Source organism: Vibrio sp. V15_P4S5T153, from assembly GCF_963874485.1.
In the GTDB taxonomy this organism is placed as follows: domain Bacteria; phylum Pseudomonadota; class Gammaproteobacteria; order Enterobacterales; family Vibrionaceae; genus Vibrio; species Vibrio anguillarum.
The window spans coordinates 436,297-454,661 of sequence record NZ_CAWNHR010000017.1; the positions used below are offsets into that span (position 1 = coordinate 436,297).

Consider the following 18,365-nt stretch of genomic DNA (forward strand, 5'->3'; position numbering starts at 1 on the left):
ATTATTTATCTGTATTTTAATCATTCGCCCGATATACCGTCAAGTTAGATTTTGATTGTCACTTGTTGTTAGCAATGAGTTATATTTCACTATGCATAGTTGCTTACCTCTTGCGCTCGTAGTTATTACGAGCTATATTCGTATCATGTACCTAACGAGATGGAATTTCTACTATGCAAACTCAAATGTTAAAAGTCGATGTTGACCGTCTTTGTAAGTCACCAGCGTCTAGTCTAGCTTATCTCAAGCTGGTACGCGAAAGCCAATACACTGATAGCGACCTTGTATTTGAAGGGTTTACGGATATTGACGCATTGGCATTTAACTACATGCTAGTACCAACGCTTAGAGTATCGAGCCTAAATACTGCATTGTTATTAACTCAAGGTCTTAATGGTAAAATCATTAAGGCTTTATCAAACATTATTCCTAAGGATATGTTGGCTAAAACACTCAGTGTCAGCCAAACAAACCTAAGCAATCAGTACCGTAAAAAAGAGTTGGATAAGACGCAATCTGAAGCAATCGTCGAGTTCTTGCATATATGGTCTGAGTTAATGGTTCTCTTTGGTGATGACACTGAACTCGTGAAGGAGTGGTTAGTTGGTAAAAAGCGCCCTCTTTGCGGTATGGCACCTGTAGATCTGATGGATATTGCGGTTGGTCGAAAGGCTGTTTTGGAGATGATTGATAGAATCAAGATGGGCGACTTCTCGTAAAATGGAGGTATTAATGGGTTGTAATAAAATGAAAGTTAGGGGATTTTGTGATCTTATTTAAGACAATGAGAGCTGATTTAACTGATCCCTCTAAGCTTCTTGATTACGAGAAGACCAGCAGTTTCAAATACGGTGCCAGATGGAATAGCCAGGGTACTGGGGCTTTGTATTTTAGTTCTAATGTGCAGAACGCTATGTTAGAGCTAGCGAACTATGTAGACTCACCAAAGATGGCTAACGTTTCATCTGTGGTTGCTGTTTATGAGCTATCTGACTCTGTAGCGCTGCACGAGATAATTCCAAATCAGCTTAATGATGATTGGAATACCTACCCTTACCCTGCTCAATTACAATTATTTGGTGATAGTCTTCTAAAAAACCCTTACATCGATGGAATTATTGCGCCATCAATATCGATAAACGATGACATTGCCAGGTCGAAATTTAATGCCATTCGTCGCTCTTGTTATGCAAATATTATTTTGGATCCAACATCGAGTGTCATGAATACGATTCGATTGATTGATACAGTGAAGCCAATATATTCAGATCGAATGTTTGGTTTAACATGATTCCAGAAGCTAAAAAAACCGCTAATCAGCGGTTTTTTTCTTATAGACAACACGAATGTTTGGCTAGGTAGTAAAATCCACTTCATTTATTTTTAAATGATGTAACTCACCTTGATTAGGAATCAAAAACGGAACCTTTGCTAGCATAAGAAGGATTATATTGTGAGGCCGAAATAAAAGGACTGGATAAGCATTTCTTTAAAAATAACTTCTTTAGCTTCTAGAACTAATAATTTATCGCACAATTTCATTTGATGTGGATACGGGTTTGGAATTAATTTTCTAAAGTCTACAAGATAAGAAGCACAAAACGTATGTAGTCCATTTCCTTCCTTCATTAATTTTTCTTAAACAAACAAGGTTGCATCAGGAAGATGTTTATCCATGCTCAATAGCTACCCGTATACAGTGACCCTAGTGTAAAGAAAATTATTTCGATATAATCATATAATATTAAAAACAAAAAAGTATCAAATCATGAATGAAGTAATATCAAAACTTACCAGTTACCAATATAGTCAAAATGATGTATTCCTAACTGCTTCTGATTATAAAAAGCTAAAAATGATTGAGGGGCAAGAGACTGATGATGTCATTACTTTGCATAGAGGCATTAACTGCTTAACAAAAGAAATAAAAGATGATGTGCTATCAGGAATTGAAAGCAATAATTTTACAAAAGGCGCACTAATCGCTAGTTTTTCATCGGATGTTGATTCTGCATCACAGTTTGCTCATTCTGAAATGTCTAACTTTCCTACCGAGTCAATCATGAACGCTCAACAGATTATGGAACAACGACAGGATTTTGTGACTGGTTATTGCGGCTTAGTTGTTTCAGCAAAGTTTAAGCGCTCAGACGTACTTGATGTTAGTAAGATTATCTCTTCTTCAGAAAGCGAATTTTTAGTCCCTAATTCCGCAATTCCCATGAGTGTAACGGTAAATGAAATTACCCCATTCTACAGAATGATTAGTGAGTCAGACAAAAGTGTGCATGAACATCTCGTAGAAGCACTTGAGATGCGTGATATCTTACTGATAAAGCATATTTCTGCCTCATGGTCTGATTACCTTACCATTGAAGATAGCAAGCTTCTATCAAGCGCAATGAATACTCTCCCTTATGAGCAGTCGGTAAAGATACTGGAAAGCCTGCCAAATAAATTTATGGATTCAGAAATGTTAAGCTTTGTTACCTCACCAGTAGCAATACAAGACATGATGAACAAGAAAATCATCAATTCTGAGATTGGTAAGATCGCGATGAAAAGGATAGCATCTGACTCTATACAGAATCATTCTGTTGCTAGTTTCACTCTCAAGGATTTCGATGCTCTCCATAAAATGCAAGTCATTGAAGAAAAGTTTATGGATAAAGCAATCGGAGAAACGCTAAGGTCTGGCGATCATGATAAAGCTATAAGCTTAATTGCTAACTACGGTTATTCGCGTACTGATGTTATTTCTGCCTTATTCAAAAAAGAGCTAACAAAGCATCAGCAAGAGATTAGTCAGTATCTTGATAAAATGAGCGGCAAAGAGCGCTTGTCTGAAAATGTAGTTGTTTTGAACAGAGATACTCAGTCATATGAGTTAACCACGCAAGCCCATACCCTCACAGGTTTTCCAAATGCCCTGTTTCGATACACATCTTACTATCAATCGATAGGTGATGCTCCAGAGTCGCTGGGCTGCTCTATGGTGGGAAATAAAAACTTATTCAAGCTTATGGCTCAATATCCGAAGTTACCTAAAGCTGATCAAATAAGGGCGGATATAGTTCTTACAGATGTTATGTCAGCCATTAATGAAATTAAGGGGGTTGATGATAGATTCCCTGGTTTTGATAAATCTACTACATCTACTTTAACCAGATACCCTAAAACTCCTTTCAGGAGTCATTTGATCGATTCCCTTATGTCTGGTTCTGCTACAAAGGTGCATAACCTTATGGATCTGCTCAAAGATACGGGTGACAATCAAAGCTTAAGAAACATGCTAGCTAAGCATTTAGAGGATAACTTGAACAAGATCGGTAGAGGGATGGGTGATTTATCACTCTAGAACGTCAATGTGCTGTTAACCTTAGCTAAATAATGCTTTACACCGCGAATAGCTTATGTATAATAAAAAACATTCAGAACCTACAAGCGATGTATAAGTCTTATGTGCTTTTATATCATTTGCGTTGTGAATCACTCTTAAACAGTTATTATGAAAAAAACCAGTCCATGACTGGTTTTTCTTTTTTTGTCTAAAGTGAAGTTCACATCGTTAAGGAGCTGTCAGACACTTCTGGTAATTCTGGCTCAAAAATACGCTTGTGTGAGCTATTAACAAAAGATTTTGCTTCATTGAAGCTCTTTTTGTTGATGAAAGAACACATGTTTTTCTGCGTTTCTTTATCGAATTTTGATATTACGGAAAGAAATTTTTCTGCCAATTTGTCGGTATCATGCTCGTAAGTAATTCTCTCATTAAGCTTCAATACTGCCTGGTTAATGGAATCGAGAAAATTGATGTCCAAGTGTGGATATTGATTGTGTATGTGATCTCTAAACAACTGATATCTGACCTCATCAAATGGAACATCTACCACCATAGGGGTTGAATATTGAGCCTCATTGATATTTCGTAGCGTATCTAATGACGGGTGATCTTCATTAATCAGATCCCAGTTCCATTGATCGGAAGATTGCCAGTTCGGACGGTAAGACTTTTGGTTGAAAGCCGCAGCGTATGTCATGATCGCGGCAATGAATGGCTTATCTCCATCTTTTGGTTCATCAGGTCTCGATTCAACCAGATAGAGCCATTTTTCTCGGTCAAGCTTCCCATCAATCCACTCTGCCCTAACGCCTCCATTATGGAAGTATGGCTCATCTTCTTCATCCAGATTCAAAACATCAATGTTGTTTACAGAGATTCTTCTGCTTTCACCATTGTTCAGGCACTCAAGTGTGAAATCATCAATTTCGGATGGGAAATCGTGTGTGCCGAGTCCTTCATCAACGTAGTCCCAAGTTTCCGAGCGGTCTGCACTAAATCTTAAGTACTCACCTGCCAGTTCAATGGCAAAAAACTCTTCAAAACTTTTGAGAGTGGATGTGAGGGTATCTTGGCTAATATCTAAGTTGTTGACACCTATGGCTATAGGTACTTGAACTTTACCATTTTGATAAAATTGAACCTCGTTTACCTTCTTCATTTTCTTCTGCTTTTTCTATTGTTATTTTTTATATGATATAAAAAACAGGAAAAGAAAGCGAGAGACATTGAAGTTTGCGTGTGGCACACACGCTTTAGCTAGTATTCATGACGTGTGCATAAATAACCCCGATATTGGAAAATCTCCGAGGGTAATATCAGGGTATATTGCCTTTTTATTCACAAATATGAATGAAATGGTTGCCATTGGATGGTTGAAAAAGCTAATCTGCAATAATGAACCTCCCAGCCCTAAAGGACTGGGTTTCTGAATAATTGATGCCGAAGCCCAAATATTCGTCCTATTAGAAACATCTCCGATATAAAATATCGGGCGAAATGTGCCATAGTTCTATGGTCTTATGACTAACGCCGCTAGGACGTTAGCACCGCGCTTTCTCTGTCTCTCGTTTTTATACTGGTGTCGGTTCTGTCAGCCAGTTTTTTCTTTCTTTTCACGATACTTTTACGAGTTTTGCTTTTAGCAAACGTATTCTCTTTAATGTAATGTATCAGTCGTTTTTTCAGCACTTTTGATGAATTTGCATCAGCGTTATCTTCATTTCCGCATGATAAGCACTTAAAAGTCGCTTGGTCTAGTCGCTCTGTATTTAAGCTTCCACAACAAGCGCACTCTTTTGAACTATTAACAGGGTTTAACTCACTAATCGCAATTTTACCTATTTTACGGGCTTTATATTCGATATAAGTCGCCAGTTGTCCAAGCGCAACACTAAGTAAGGCACGATTCAGACCGCTTTTCGCTCTAGCTCGATTTCTCGCATAACCTCTGCCATCTTCATTCTTCTTAGGCGCAGCACGTTTCGTCATACCTGTTAAATTCAGATCTTCTAAACCAATAATTTGATTGGCACTTTCGACTAATGCTTTTGAAATATGATGATTATGATTATTTCGGCAATCAGACTCTTTCGCTTGCAGTCTGCTGATCCTGGCTTGTACGATACGCTGCTGATTTGTTTCACAAGCTTTGGTTTTGTTCTTATTCAGTCGCTTTTTGCGAGCTAGAATGCGTTGAGAATGCGCTTTCTTTTTCGCTCTCGCTTTTTTACGTAGCACCTCTTCAGGACTATAAGTAACTGAATAGCCATCGCTAGAACAAATATGAAGCGCAATTCCTCTGTCAACGCCAGTCGTTTTTAGCTCAAGTTCTTCATAAGAAAGGTGAGATAAATCAGAAAGGATTTGTTTTTCATCTAAAACTAATCGTCCATCATCAAAACTACCTGACAAAGTGAACTTTGCGCCTTGTCGAGTGATCCTGATTTGATTGCCGATTTTTTCTGGCTTATGCGGAACAATCAGTGAAAAAACAATGCTTCTTTTGGCTTTTGCGTGATTATTAATTACGATCCTTGAGCCATTTTGGAATGGCTCAACAAAGAACATTTCTTTAGTTAAAACAACACTTCGTTTTTTAAACTTATTTTTAATTTTTGGAAACTTTCGTAGTCCTTTTTTCGCGGCTTCTGCATCAGAGTAAACAGAACCTGCTGCATTGCGTAAAAGTTGAACGGGAATGTCTTTTAAAAATAAGAGTTCAGGTTTGTTTTTAATGGAAGCGTAACCTTGAGCAATAAGCTCTGGTGTTTTGCTTTTTAGAAAGGTTTTATATTCATTAATCTTTTGATTTCGGATCACATTGGCAGACCCAATCCATTGAGCAAAAAGCGTTGCTTGCTTTGGATTAAGCTTATCAGAAATATTGTAGCTAAAGCCTAATATTGCCAAGGTAAATCCCAATAAATCATTAGATTAATCGAAAGTTTAAGGTATCAAGCATTACTCTATGTGGCAACAAAGTTTATTGTGAAAACAAGAATTAAATCAAGTTTGTTTTCATGTTCGCTCACCCCTCCCTGAAGGAAGGGGAATGCGCTCACACTTGTTCAAAATCTAATAAGAGCGATAGTGGTTTCAATCATAAACACTAATGACTTCGGTCAATGCTCACCAGCTTTTTAGTTTTAGCGGCTGCTCAGAGTGTATGATGCCCTCTTGAGTAAGTACCATGAGTTTGTTCGTCATTATGTTTATATGATCATTAACCCACTCAATGTTTTTATCCTTAAGCCCATCAACAAATCGTAACTGTTTATTAAAAACATCCTTTTTACCGTAATTTTGCGAATATAATTGCTCAGGGTTTGAAGGTAGTAAGGTTCCCTTTGTAATTTCTTTTTTAGCAATGGCTAAATTGAAACCTTGTGGGTCGTAATCCATCCAGCTATAAGTAATGGTATTTAGACGCTCAATAGCCCCATCAATCGGAGACCTTGTGTTATCACCCCTGTATGCAATAAGAGGGTCTGTAAAATCATGATGCTTGGGAAGAATAGATGAAGACAATTTCTTGAAGGCAACATAGTTTTCCACAATGATAATTGAAGTATGCTCAACTGACTTAAGTTGCTCAGAGTTCATAACTATTGAGATTGACGGTTCAAACAAGTGAGATTCAATGCCATTAATCTTCACGATTCCCGTTAAAGATCGGACTTCAATATTCTTCTCTTTTGGCGATTCAGTAGCGAGCTTTTCATTGCCAGATTTATTAGAAAATGTAGTCCTGTCACCCTCTAACGCTATTCTTAAATCTAAATTAAAACGACTTTTTATATTGTTAATTATTTTTATTTTGTCGTTTGAATTGAATTTAACATGCGTCTTCGACACTCTTTTCCCAATCCCGAAGTCCTCGTGCAAAGACTTTATGGCATTGGTAGCCATGCAGGTGCTATCAGTAGTTTTGTTGACTATTCCGTGCAGTCTATTGATGTCTGATTTCGTTAATTTATTCATTTTATTTCTACAGAATTTAAGGTATCCCGCTTAGCGGGATACTGTTAAGGTTGGTATTCTACAGATACCTCTTTCAAAAGTAGGTTTCCGAAAGTGTCATAGCGTTTATCGCCATCTAGCTCTATCTTAAACCTGCTCCTATAAAGATTATTCAACTTGGCGTGATACATGGTTAAGCCAAACAGCCACTGGTCTAGGTCATAGACTAGCCCCTTCTCACTATGATATTTCTTCGCTGACAATCCGTTATTGGTACGGGTTTTTTCTTTGACAACTTCTGTGAGGAAGCTGCGGCAATCAACTTCAAACTGACCTCGATGTAATGTGACAATCTTTTCGGTTTGCAGCTCTTGTGCCTCAACGCTTTCAGCCTCAATGACTTCACTTTTTACCTTCGTTAACTTATCGTTTCCATCTTTGATTTTCTCAATCGTATCTGTCACAAACTCGTCATTTTCATCAGAATCTATATCGATAACAGCACTTTGAATTATTGGGTCTGGAATCAAGAACTGGCTTTCACCGTACTGCTCATTGGTAAACTCATCAATTTCATATGAAGGACTAAGCATCCAATAGTCAGAGAATGCGGTGATAAGCTCATTGCTTTTACTGTACTCTTTAAACTTGATCGAGTTTTCAGCAAGTTTGTTCAAGATTTCTGTCATTTCAGCGCATAGCTTGATGACAGGATCTATCAGTTCTTTTTTGATGAAGTTGTAAATTTTATGGTCGATATTTGGTGCCAATAGAAAATCATCTGAACTGAACTGCCTAAATGCTTCAATTACATCGCGACTAATCCTTGCTGAATCTTCATTGAGCTTAATTTTTTCCTCCAGACGCTTGATGTGAGAAAACTCACTATTTGCGCGTCTACGAAGTTTTGCGACTACATCTTTCGCTTGGTGCGCAGTAGCAAAGCTTTCATCCGTTATCAGGAAGAAGGCATTATCCATACCGATCATGTCATTGTTGTACTTAGCAACTGAATATGCACTGATCTGATTTAGGATCACCTTTTTGCGTTCATTGAAATCAGTATCAATGTATGAGCTGGTTTCTTTGCCGAAAATTGAGTCAAAAAAGTTTCTCAATTTCGGATTCAGGCGATACCCCTCAGAGGTGGCATAGACTACCCGTTGGGTAGTCAGTTCCAATGCTCTTTCCCTATTCTGGGTTTCTTCAATCTTTGTTCCCTGATTGTATACGTCATCAAGAATGTCAGAGTTCTTCTTTAAAAGATTGATAAGCGTTGATAATTCACTCAAAACAACACTCCTTGCTTAGCACTTTCATCACGAACTTTTTCGATAATTTTTTCTCGCTCATTGATGAAATCAAGGTAATCAATTAAGAATGAAATTTTCCCTGTGACCAGGAAGATGTTTCGATTTTTATTAGGTTGAACAAGGTATCCTTCACGAACAAGGTACTGCAACACCATCATGATTTGGTCGTGAAGGTTGTCTTTCAGCTTAGAGCCTTTCTTGATGCTTGGAGATTGCGACAAGATACGGAATCTCTCCTTACAAGAGTCATTATTTTCTGCGTAGCTCTCAATTGTAGCCTCAACGATCTCTTGACCTTCGTACAAGCCCATATCGCTTCTTAAACCGTCCAGAATGACGCGAATTGACTCAACGGCTGGCTTAACACTATTTCTAGCCTGCTCGATGTTCTTGGCGATTTGAGCGCGGTTTTCTGAGGTTATCTCTTGATATGCTAGATAGAAACAATTTTCGTTGTTGCTGCTCTTCAGTGTTTTACCAATTTGCTTAACAAATACATCTACGCTGTATTGATTTTGGCTGTCATTAAGATAGTTATGTGCTTCAGGTTCGGTGATTTTGCAAATGAATGCACCACTCAAAAGTAAGTTCACGGTTTTTTCAAATAGTGTGCTCATTACGCATTCTCCATCATTAGTGCTAGCTCATCTTTTTCAACGTTGTTCTCTACTAAGTATCCATGTTTGCTAATGTGATACATCTTGCCAAAGGAGTTCATCAAATCGATATTCGGCTCTGGTAGAGCTGTAGCGATGGCTATGTTGTTATTTTCAAGAATGCCGATAAGTCTCAGCGTGTTTTCAGTAGAAAGCTTGCCTAATTCGTCTACAGGCCATTGGATAGAGACAAGGCTAGCGCCCCTCTGCACCTTAATCATGCCTAGATACAGTGTTGAGATGAATAGGAATGTAAGACCGTTACTACTCATTTTCTCAAGGTCAGTCGCTGTGCGAGCGGTCTTTCTTCTGCCATTTTCAGTTACAGCGAATACGACATTAAACAAGTCTTCAATCTTAACGTCTGAGTTACCGATACGTTTAATATCGATGATTTGCTTCAGGCGATTTTTGAATGTTTCACCAGGTAGAATATTCTCTTTGTAATCGCTTTCTTGCCAGCTTGTGTAGGCATCACAAAAATCAACAATGCTTCCCCACCCGTGGATTTTATGGATTACGGACTCTAGGTTGATGCTGATATCTGTAATAGAGTCGTAGTTTGAGCACCCGTTTACTGCATCCGAAATTTTTCTTCCAAGGTCGTTAATCGTTCTAGAAATGCCATTTAGCTGGAGTTTGAACTCATTTACACCATGCCCCATAGCTAAGGCATTACTGATCACGATCTGTTTGAAGCCTGGAATGATTTCATGAACGATTTTGTTAAATGCGACAATTTGAGCGCGGTAAAGTCTGTGACTATTGCTCGTGGTCATCATCCCGACTTCATCATTCCAACATTTACGGATATCTTCGCTGCCATTACTAACCAACTCTTGTTGAATTGAAGAAAGCTCGCGCTTAACACTCTTACCCATAGTAATTGTTTTGCTGACAAGTTTCTGGTTGGTGTCTACAAAGTCCGAAATATCAAAGCCATTAGGAAGCTCAGCATCGTGGACTGTTTCAATACCCATATCACTCAAGCTTGAGCTTAGAGATGTTAGGTTTGATTTTAGCTCTGTCAAAGCATCAATCTTTCTGTTTAGTGCTGACACTTCAGTTTCGATATCGGCTTTCTTACGAGCGTAGTCTTGCTTCGCTATTTCAACTTTTTGAGTCAAAAGTGATTGCTCTTGCAGTAAGCTTTGCTTTTCAGCTATTAGATCATCGAGACGCGTTAAGTCGTCCTCTTTGAATTTTGTATAGCTGTTGATTAAAGGTTCGTAGCTTCTGTACTCTTCAATCGTTTCAATGAGCTTGTCATAGCTTGCTTTAACGGCGCGGTAGGCTTCATTGTCGAAATCGATGTCATTGATGCGAGCGTTAGCGTCTTCTCTAATCGCTTTAATGTCTTTCTTTAAACGGTCAATGCGCTGCTCAAAAATGTCTTCACTTGCTTCGCGCTTTTCAGAAAACATGGTGTCGCAGTCTGACTTTGCAGTAAGGTGTGAAGCATTAAGCTCTTCAATGCTTTCATCTCTTTTCTCTGCGATAGCAGTAATGTTGCGTTCAGCCTTACGAAGCATCTTTTCAGCGGCTTCTTTTCGCTTAATGAGTGATGCTTCTTTTTCCGCGATAAGAGAAGCTTTCTTATCTGACAAGAACTCCCTTTTCGATTTGTTTTCATCGATCAGAGTTCTTACTTCATCAAGTTTTTTGTCAAGTCGCTTAAGCTCAACGTTGTTGGTTGCAATTTTGGCTTCGATATCTTTTAAACGTTGGCGAATAGCTTCAGTTTTTGCGTCAATTTCTGCGATTTTCTCATCAAGGATAATGATTTGGTTATCCATGTCTTCGAATTCGCTTGGTGACTGAAGAGAGTCGATATCTAGTTGTAGACCGTAGATGCCAGCATCAATATCGATTTCATCAATATGAGCACTTAAATCGGTTCTGAGAAGCAGTTTATGACCAAGCACCTTGATGATTGGGTTGTTGATTAGTTCTGGATCAATAGCGCGAATCGCATTAAGAGCAGAGCCTTTTAGTCCGTTCTTCAATTCATCCAGTGTTTCAATAGATTTTAAGTGAGCGTTTTTCTCATTCAGAAGTTCTTTAAGTTGTGATGTGATTGTATTTTTTTCACTCAACAGGTCTGAATTCTGGATGCTGTACTTTTGGCTACTCAAGCTGCCACTCTCGTTAAGAAGCTCAACTTCTCTAGTGTGAGTCTTAGAGATTTCAGCCGCTATTGCTACCACTTCTTCATCGAGAGTTACGGATAAGATAGCGTTGCTTAATGAGGATATCTCTGCTTCAACTTTGTGCTTTTCACCAATCGAAATTTCGCGCTCTTGAGAGTATTGTTTTTCAATCTGACTGATAAGTTTCGAATGATTTTGCTCTAGAGAAGACTTGGCAATCTCATGCTCTCCATCAATTGCTTTTAATGCGGACTCTTTCGCTTTCTGTTCGCGCTTAATGTCTGCATTCTTTTCTTTAACACGAAGCTCTGACTCAGTATTAATTTGCTCAATATCTTTAGAGTGAGAGCTATAGTAATCAAGATCAGACTGAATCGTTGCAACATCGGCTTCTTTTTCAGGAATGGACTCAAACAACGCTAATTTGTGCTCAATCTCCTGGTCGATGAAGTGATCTTGCTGACGGTTGATTTTATCGATTTGAGTTGAAGCACCGCTAATGCGACCCTTTAGATTGGATAGCGATTCACTGCTTGTCTCAATTAATTGATTCTTCGCGTTTTCAGCTTCTTTCAGTACCGACTTCTTGCTCTGCACCGATTGTTGAAGCTCTACAAACTGCTCAGTAATTACCTGCAAGGCAGATTCGATGTACTTAGCTTGAACTTCAAGCTGGTCTTCGTTTTCAATCAGTTCATTGCCGTTTTCAAGAGTGGTCATGTAAGACTCTTTTTTAGACTCGAACTTGCTGACAACTTCGTAATGCTCAATCCAACGCTCAGCCTCATTCGGGTTAAACTGGAGTTTGTAGTCTCCACCGCTTTGATGCATGATTTTGGCTAATAATGATTTGATATCAGGAATGCTAACCTTACCCGTTATCAAGGCATGAACGATGTAATCGATGTGTTTAAGGTTGTTTCGACCACCTGTTAGTGAGTATGGATGGAAGTCTTTTTCAACGGTTCTTAACTCATCATTTTGCATAACCTTACGGAAGTCTGACTGTGTAGGCACTGCTTTAGTGAAGTTAATAAGGCGCTCAGACCATAACGTATGCAATTCATGCGGTTCGAGCGCAATGAACTTACCTTCTTGCTCTTCATTAAGGTAATCAGAAGCATCAAACGGCTTGGCTACGAAACGATACTGAACTTTAGGCTCGATGCTGGTGGTATGGTGTCTAGATAGAACCACTTGAGCCACATTGCCTAAATGTGTCACGTACTCATAGACAATGTATGAGTTTTTATATGGAAGGTAAAACTGCACAAAATTGTCAGTATTTTCAGATTTCTTTGAGATTTTAGATGTTTTCATGCCGAAAAAGGCTGGAATTAGCTTAAGAAAGCTAGTTTTACCCGCGCCATTATCACCCGTAATCATGGTGTTGTTACCAATCTCAACTTCCGATACAAGCTCCTTCAGGTAGGAATTGATCAGTATGATTTTTCGTAGACCTTTTTTCATATTTGATGCTTATCTTTTTATTGATTAATAAAAAACAATTAGACAATAAATTGAGTCCAATTTCAATAATAAGAATCAAGTATTTAGGTGAAAAAAACTGATATGTATTATGTTGCATCATCCTTGATGCAAGTGGATGTTGATACTTAATGGTTAAGGAGCAAGGTCAGAAGATTGAGTTAGCTTAAGAATCTTAGAATGGTACTTAAGCTTTCGTGTGTCGCCTACCAGGATAAGTGTGCCAATCTCTTTCAAAGACTCTTGCCATGTCTCGTAGCCGTTACTTTCGCCCACATCATTATCAGGAAGCAGCTCAAATTCAGATAAGCATTCATTATTGAGCAAGATCAGTAATATTCATGAAGCTCACCTCTCTATAACGTAAGAGCGATCTTGATGTAAAGAATGGTATTGTTCATGTTTAATCTTGTTAAGCTCCGTTTCGATGTCTAACTTTCTCAATATGTGCTCATCATACCGCATATCGAAAACCGCAATCGTCCCATCTTCCTTAAGACCAATATTATCATGATGTAGATCACTTGAAAAAAGTCTGTTTTTGTGGTCTTCGGTGAATAGATCAGCGATGTTTTGCTGAAGATCGTAAATGCTGTCGAAGTATTCATCCTCATCGATATCGACTTCCTCTATCCCCATATTCTTCGATTTGGCAATTGAACAGAGTGTCTTGAATTGTTCTTTTAGCTCTTCACATATTTCAAGCTTTTCCATTAGTATGCCCATACTACCGTCTAGAAATATTCGTGTGTCATAAATCTCGACAAAGTGCTTTAGAGACTTTCCTTTAAGATTATGAGCATGTAGGAACTCTCCCACATCGCCTGTGATTTTCATTACCTTGTCATCACTGGTTTTGAACGCAATTCCATTATCACCAGCACCCATGTATTCAGCGATCTCAATTCCAAGCTTTTCCGCCCAAGCTTCACAATACTTATTCATAAATAATATCTCTATTAATTAGTTTATTTATTAAACATACAAAATTCGAGTGTTCAGAATATTCTGAAAATCAAAACCCACAAAGAGCGAGAAAACAATTCGAATATTCGCCAATTAAATTGGCGTTTTAACAAATTTTATCATGAAGGCGATCTTTAACAAATAAAATAACTGAATGTTAGGGTTGACACCATTGTGAAATGATCAGCATAATACTGTACATCCATACAGTGCACCATGAGGGGATAATGATCTTTGACGCACCTAGTTTTGTCGTTCATCTAAGCGGTTATGAAACCGTTACTTTAGATGATCAGGGGGAAACGCTGTACGGCAACTCATTGATTCAAAACCATTTGGAGGTTGTGAAGGAAAATGATGAATCTGAGCTAATTCAGTTTGGAGGCTTTATAACGCCAGATAAGCCTGAGAAAGTGGCTTGGATAAAAAATCTGCTTTTGATAGGTTTTGAAGGCGAATATTTTGACAACTTAAACAAAGATTACGTGAAAGCTATTATTAAGAATGAACGTGTTTATGTGCTAATAATGAATCAAAAACCAGTTTTTATAGCAAATTATTTATGAAAAAAATACAGGCTGTTCATACCTGCATTTATAATTTATCAACAAGAGACGGACTTACGAAAATACAAATATGCGTTTTTGTGGTTCGTCAAACTGAATACCGTGAATACACTTTAGATCTTCACAAGCATTAATCTCAGCGATAATCGCTTCCGAATTTGCAAGGAATTCAGGATTGTCTGGAATTTCAATTAGTTTATAGTTAAAGGCTTTTCCACTATAAACGAAGGTTGAACCATGTCTCTTGTCGTGCAAAACGAGTACGGATTGTTCGTGATCACCTATGGAACATCTATCAAAGTAGTGTCCATATTTTGAAGCAATCTCGTTCAGTTTTCTATCGATACTGTCGATCAATTCCCATGTTTCTTTGCCATTAGTATCTGCTCCATAAAGAGTAGAGATTCTATTGACAGATCTTTGTAAATATAAACTCACAATTTACCTCTTTTATTAATCAATTATTGATACTGACTTTACTTTTGCCCCATCTTTAGAGAAAGGGTCTTTTCCTAAATTGTTTTCAAACAACGTACAAAATCTGAATGCGTCTCTAATATCATTTGCAAATGGAATAGTAATGGAATCACCATTTATAAAGTAGACGGTAATATCCGCGCTAGGTTTTGATAAAATCTTAACCTCGATACTAATGTGGGATATTTTTTCAAACTTACAGATATCAGCCTTATTGCCGCGCATGAAAATAAATTCATTTGTTTGAGATGATACACTAACAAGTGATTCGTTATCAAACTCAAAGTCAGGTATAAATGCTGTTTTTTCTGTTTGTTCAGATTTAAAGTTATAGAAATTTCTTTTTCTACTTTCAATAAAATCTTTCTTTTTATCTGAATTATGCTTGGTAAATAAAAATATTAAACAAATTATTATAGCCAATGGAAAAAATAATGCATACATTTTGAATTTCATTCTTTTATTAGTTAATTTTCAATGATTTTAAAGGAATTTAAGCGATTGTAAAGTGATAGATAGTGGTTTTAGTCGGGAACTAACTGATGTTATATAAGCTTAATTTTGATATAATTAATGCAATAGAAGAAACATGAGATATGAATATGCTACTTTTTAGAGGTCAAAACTCAGATACAGGATTCAAACCGACCAAAGCTAGGCATGATAAACTTGGTGGTGATAATGGAGCTGTATACTTTTTAGGTTTTGAGCGCAGAAGCTCTGCGTTGGTATACGCTTTGACTAATTATAATATATTTGAAGAAGATCTGGATTTTGATGAAGAGTCAGAATGGGTGGAAAAAGGCGTTTTGTATCAGTGTCAGTACAAGGATAGAGAACCGAAAATGTTAAACCACATTCCAGTTGATTCTGTTTGCATTGTGTTACCGACTGTATACCAATTGCTCAATGACATTGATGATACCCTTTTTAGCGACACTAAACAGTTCTCTGAGTATGCTAATAACTTCGACTCTGTCTTTGATTTAATAGAAGATATTAATGAGTTAAGGAATGATTACGAGTTATCAAAAGAGAAATTTGATGAGCTTATTTCGCCCATTATTGATACGTGCGGTACTTCAATTGCTATTGCGATGGAAAATGGTGAGGCTTTAAATGACGAGTATCTGGTATACAGGACTTCTGATGTAAAGGTGTTAAAGGTGGTGCCTGTTTATAAGAAAGATATAATGAGACTCCCAATTAATGAGAGGCGTAAGCTACCAATCGATACAATCCAAAAAATGGATAGAGAATACCTTGATGGCACTGTCCTTTTCAGATAAAAAATGGAGCCTTCAGGCTCCATCAATTCTCAACTTTCTGCTTTCCTCCTGTTTATTACATCTTGGTGCATCGCTATTAGCATAGTGCCAAATAAAAACCAAATAGTAGTAAAAGCCTGGAATAAATACATGAATATTTTAGAAGCAAAGAAAACGTGGGCTTCATGTGTGGGTTTATCAATCACAAGGTAAGAAGCGTCTTTATTTACGTATGTTTCAATGATGAAGAATTCATCGATTAAGTTTTTGTAAGTGTATGAGAAATACCCTACTTCACTTTTCTTCAGCGTGTTATGGACATCAATAATGACATCTTTAGTCTCGCTGATGCTCGGCACTCTTTTCGCTAGATGATTGATTGAGTCTTCGAATTCTTCACCTGTTGTTGATATGCATAATAAGTAATTGCCCTGACAGTATCCGTCAAAGAATTCCTTTTTATGAATATCAGATAAAATTGATTTTGTCTGAACACTTCTCGTATCGTGAGAGAAATTAAATTGATTGATCACGATAAGCTGGTGGAACAATATAGCGACAGTAAATGATGCAAGGAACATGATTGATGAGAACATTTTGAAAAATGAAAACTTAATCTTTTTCAAGATGATTCCTAGGATGTTCCATATCGAAATGATAGATACTGACAAGTATGTAAAAAAGCCAATTGTGTTAGGGTTTTGGAAGTGTATACCCATTTGTTCCATGACGTAGACCACTACGTCCTTTATATCGATAAAGTAAGCAAGGCTTCCCCCAACCAGTAGTGAAATCACACCATACTTGAAATCGTACTTGTCTTTGAATGTGCCAATAACGGCAAGTGTAGCAAATACGTATAGCCCATAGTAATCAAGAGCGATGTAAGTAGCGTTTTCATTAGCTAGCATTAGAATGTACACCATAGATAGATGCATTACTGCTAGCGAGAAAAACTCAATTCGAGTCTGTTTAGATATCATTGAAATTTTATTCTTTTGTTTTTTTTTAAGGTTTTTGTTTTTAGAATCATAGCTTTCACTTCATGAATTGTACACAACAATGTTTCCAAAAATGTTTTGTTTAATAAAAAACGACACAAAAACAGCGTATTGACGCAAATTTTCATTGAAAATTAGAAATAGTCTTGAAGGTTAAGCACTGAACGGTGTTGATATTCGATAAAAAACAGAATAACTTCAGAAAAAATCTAAAGAGAAAAAATGATGTCAATTCTAAATAATATTAAAGATAAAAAACAAGAGAGACTTGATAGCGTTGTGGTGACAATCGATGGGGTGACAGTGCATGTATATGGTATTCTTCATGGAATCACAGGCGGTCCAAATCTTGACTATGTAAAAGCTGTAAATGAAACCATTAAATCTGCACCAGGCGCAAAGTATTGCGAGAAGTCAATGAAGCAAATGTATGATGGGCTAGACTTTGATGTTAGCGACTGGATGGTTTTTAAGCCTAAAGAAGCATTTAACTTTGCATTTAGGTCGATGATCCATCCAAGATTTATCTACTCTCTGATTAAGACATCGATTGCCGAAAAGACAACCAAAAGCCATCGTTTCGGTATTCACGGAATTTATTCTGTTAATGATGTCGCGTCTTCTTTGAAGTTCCATAGTGTTGCGCCAGAGCTAAGGCGTGAATTGTGTGGCTTCCCCTCTCCTGAAGAATACATGAAATTGAACGTCTTACGAAGAGAGGGTGTGTTTCATAAACGCATGAGATTTGCTGACCCTGACTGGATATGGTTAGAATACATTGAACCTAATGCATGTATACCACTACGCTCAATCCACATGATTGAATATGTAGTAGCGCATTCTAAAAGCAAAGGGCAAGATACTGCGAGCTTATTTGTTGGAGAGATCCATAATAGCGATGTTGATTGGTATGTCGAGAACAGAGACAAGCTTCCAGAATGGTTAGCAGATTACGCCAGTTCTATTCGCAAAACAGCGCAAAGGGCTGCGATTGAACAGTCATTTGTCTTCAAGAAAAAATCGTCATATCACGCCTGTTTATTTGCTGGAGTTTCATGTGCGATGCTACCCTATCTCGCTGTAATCCTATGGATTTTAAGCTGTCGTTAAATCACAACCAACCAGTTGGATATTTTGTTCAAAATAGCGTACATTACCCCTCTAAATGAGGGTGATG

Annotated in this window: 17 protein-coding genes; 6 read left to right on the forward strand and 11 right to left on the reverse strand. The window is 37.6% G+C overall.

The window, feature by feature from the left end; translation table 11 throughout:
* Positions 1-173 precede the first annotated feature (173 nt).
* From AACT42_RS12690 to AACT42_RS12700, 3 genes are all read left to right on the forward strand, one after another.
* Positions 174-719 (forward strand): antitoxin Xre/MbcA/ParS toxin-binding domain-containing protein, encoded by a 546-nt coding sequence (locus AACT42_RS12690; RefSeq protein ID WP_094133655.1) that lies wholly within the window; start codon positions 174-176, stop codon positions 717-719.
* Positions 720-766: 47 nt separating this feature from the next.
* Positions 767-1,291 carry an RES family NAD+ phosphorylase gene (locus AACT42_RS12695; protein ID WP_141193250.1) on the forward strand — a complete coding sequence of 175 codons (525 nt, stop codon included), beginning with the start codon at positions 767-769 and terminating at the stop codon, positions 1,289-1,291.
* Between the two features lie 477 nt (positions 1,292-1,768).
* The gene (locus AACT42_RS12700) at positions 1,769-3,358 is read left to right on the forward strand and encodes a hypothetical protein (RefSeq protein ID WP_094133652.1); all 1,590 of its coding nucleotides are present in this window, start codon (positions 1,769-1,771) and stop codon (positions 3,356-3,358) included.
* A 202-nt stretch (positions 3,359-3,560) separates the two neighbouring features.
* Here AACT42_RS12700 and AACT42_RS12705 read toward each other — a convergent pair whose 3' ends face one another.
* From AACT42_RS12705 to AACT42_RS12740, 8 genes are all read right to left on the reverse strand, one after another.
* Positions 3,561-4,502 (reverse strand): hypothetical protein, encoded by a 942-nt coding sequence (locus AACT42_RS12705; protein ID WP_094133651.1) that lies wholly within the window; start codon positions 4,500-4,502, stop codon positions 3,561-3,563.
* 374 nt (positions 4,503-4,876) lie between these two features.
* On the reverse strand, positions 4,877-6,253 hold the full coding sequence (locus tag AACT42_RS12710; protein ID WP_094133650.1) for an RNA-guided endonuclease InsQ/TnpB family protein: 1,377 nt from the start codon (positions 6,251-6,253) through the stop codon (positions 4,877-4,879).
* A gap of 219 nt (positions 6,254-6,472) precedes the next feature.
* Complete coding sequence (locus AACT42_RS12715) at positions 6,473-7,324, reverse strand: DUF7281 domain-containing protein (protein WP_094133649.1); 852 nt, start codon at positions 7,322-7,324, stop codon at positions 6,473-6,475.
* A 44-nt stretch (positions 7,325-7,368) separates the two neighbouring features.
* Positions 7,369-8,595, reverse strand: coding sequence for a hypothetical protein (locus AACT42_RS12720; RefSeq protein WP_094133648.1), 1,227 nt, complete (start codon positions 8,593-8,595; stop codon positions 7,369-7,371).
* On the reverse strand, positions 8,592-9,233 hold the full coding sequence (locus AACT42_RS12725) for a condensin complex protein MksE (RefSeq protein ID WP_020331331.1): 642 nt from the start codon (positions 9,231-9,233) through the stop codon (positions 8,592-8,594). Before AACT42_RS12725 ends, AACT42_RS12720 begins: the two co-directional genes overlap by 4 nt.
* Positions 9,233-12,892: an ATP-binding protein gene (locus AACT42_RS12730; protein ID WP_094133647.1), complete on the reverse strand. Its 3,660-nt coding sequence runs from the start codon at positions 12,890-12,892 to the stop codon at positions 9,233-9,235. Before AACT42_RS12730 ends, AACT42_RS12725 begins: the two co-directional genes overlap by 1 nt.
* A 153-nt stretch (positions 12,893-13,045) precedes the next feature.
* Complete coding sequence (locus AACT42_RS12735) at positions 13,046-13,237, reverse strand: hypothetical protein (protein WP_094133646.1); 192 nt, start codon at positions 13,235-13,237, stop codon at positions 13,046-13,048.
* 21 nt (positions 13,238-13,258) lie between these two features.
* On the reverse strand, positions 13,259-13,855 hold the full coding sequence (locus AACT42_RS12740) for a hypothetical protein (protein ID WP_094182840.1): 597 nt from the start codon (positions 13,853-13,855) through the stop codon (positions 13,259-13,261).
* 248 nt (positions 13,856-14,103) lie between these two features.
* Between AACT42_RS12740 and AACT42_RS12745 the strand changes: the two genes are divergently transcribed.
* A complete protein-coding gene (locus AACT42_RS12745) occupies positions 14,104-14,442 on the forward strand; it encodes a hypothetical protein (protein ID WP_094182841.1) in 339 nt (112 codons plus the stop codon).
* A gap of 54 nt (positions 14,443-14,496) precedes the next feature.
* Here AACT42_RS12745 and AACT42_RS12750 read toward each other — a convergent pair whose 3' ends face one another.
* Both AACT42_RS12750 and AACT42_RS12755 read right to left on the reverse strand, forming a co-directional pair.
* A complete protein-coding gene (locus AACT42_RS12750; RefSeq protein ID WP_094182842.1) occupies positions 14,497-14,880 on the reverse strand; it encodes a hypothetical protein in 384 nt (127 codons plus the stop codon).
* A 15-nt stretch (positions 14,881-14,895) separates the two neighbouring features.
* Complete coding sequence (locus AACT42_RS12755) at positions 14,896-15,363, reverse strand: PH domain-containing protein (protein ID WP_094182843.1); 468 nt, start codon at positions 15,361-15,363, stop codon at positions 14,896-14,898.
* Between the two features lie 152 nt (positions 15,364-15,515).
* Between AACT42_RS12755 and AACT42_RS12760 the strand changes: the two genes are divergently transcribed.
* A complete protein-coding gene (locus tag AACT42_RS12760; protein WP_141193133.1) occupies positions 15,516-16,208 on the forward strand; it encodes a hypothetical protein in 693 nt (230 codons plus the stop codon).
* A 29-nt stretch (positions 16,209-16,237) separates the two neighbouring features.
* On the opposite strand, the gene AACT42_RS12765 is transcribed toward AACT42_RS12760, so the two are convergent.
* Positions 16,238-17,098: a hypothetical protein gene (locus AACT42_RS12765; RefSeq protein ID WP_141193134.1), complete on the reverse strand. Its 861-nt coding sequence runs from the start codon at positions 17,096-17,098 to the stop codon at positions 16,238-16,240.
* A 312-nt stretch (positions 17,099-17,410) separates the two neighbouring features.
* Here AACT42_RS12765 and AACT42_RS12770 point away from each other — a divergent pair, with 312 nt between their 5' ends.
* The gene (locus AACT42_RS12770) at positions 17,411-18,298 is read left to right on the forward strand and encodes a hypothetical protein (protein WP_094182844.1); all 888 of its coding nucleotides are present in this window, start codon (positions 17,411-17,413) and stop codon (positions 18,296-18,298) included.
* Positions 18,299-18,365 lie beyond the last annotated feature (67 nt).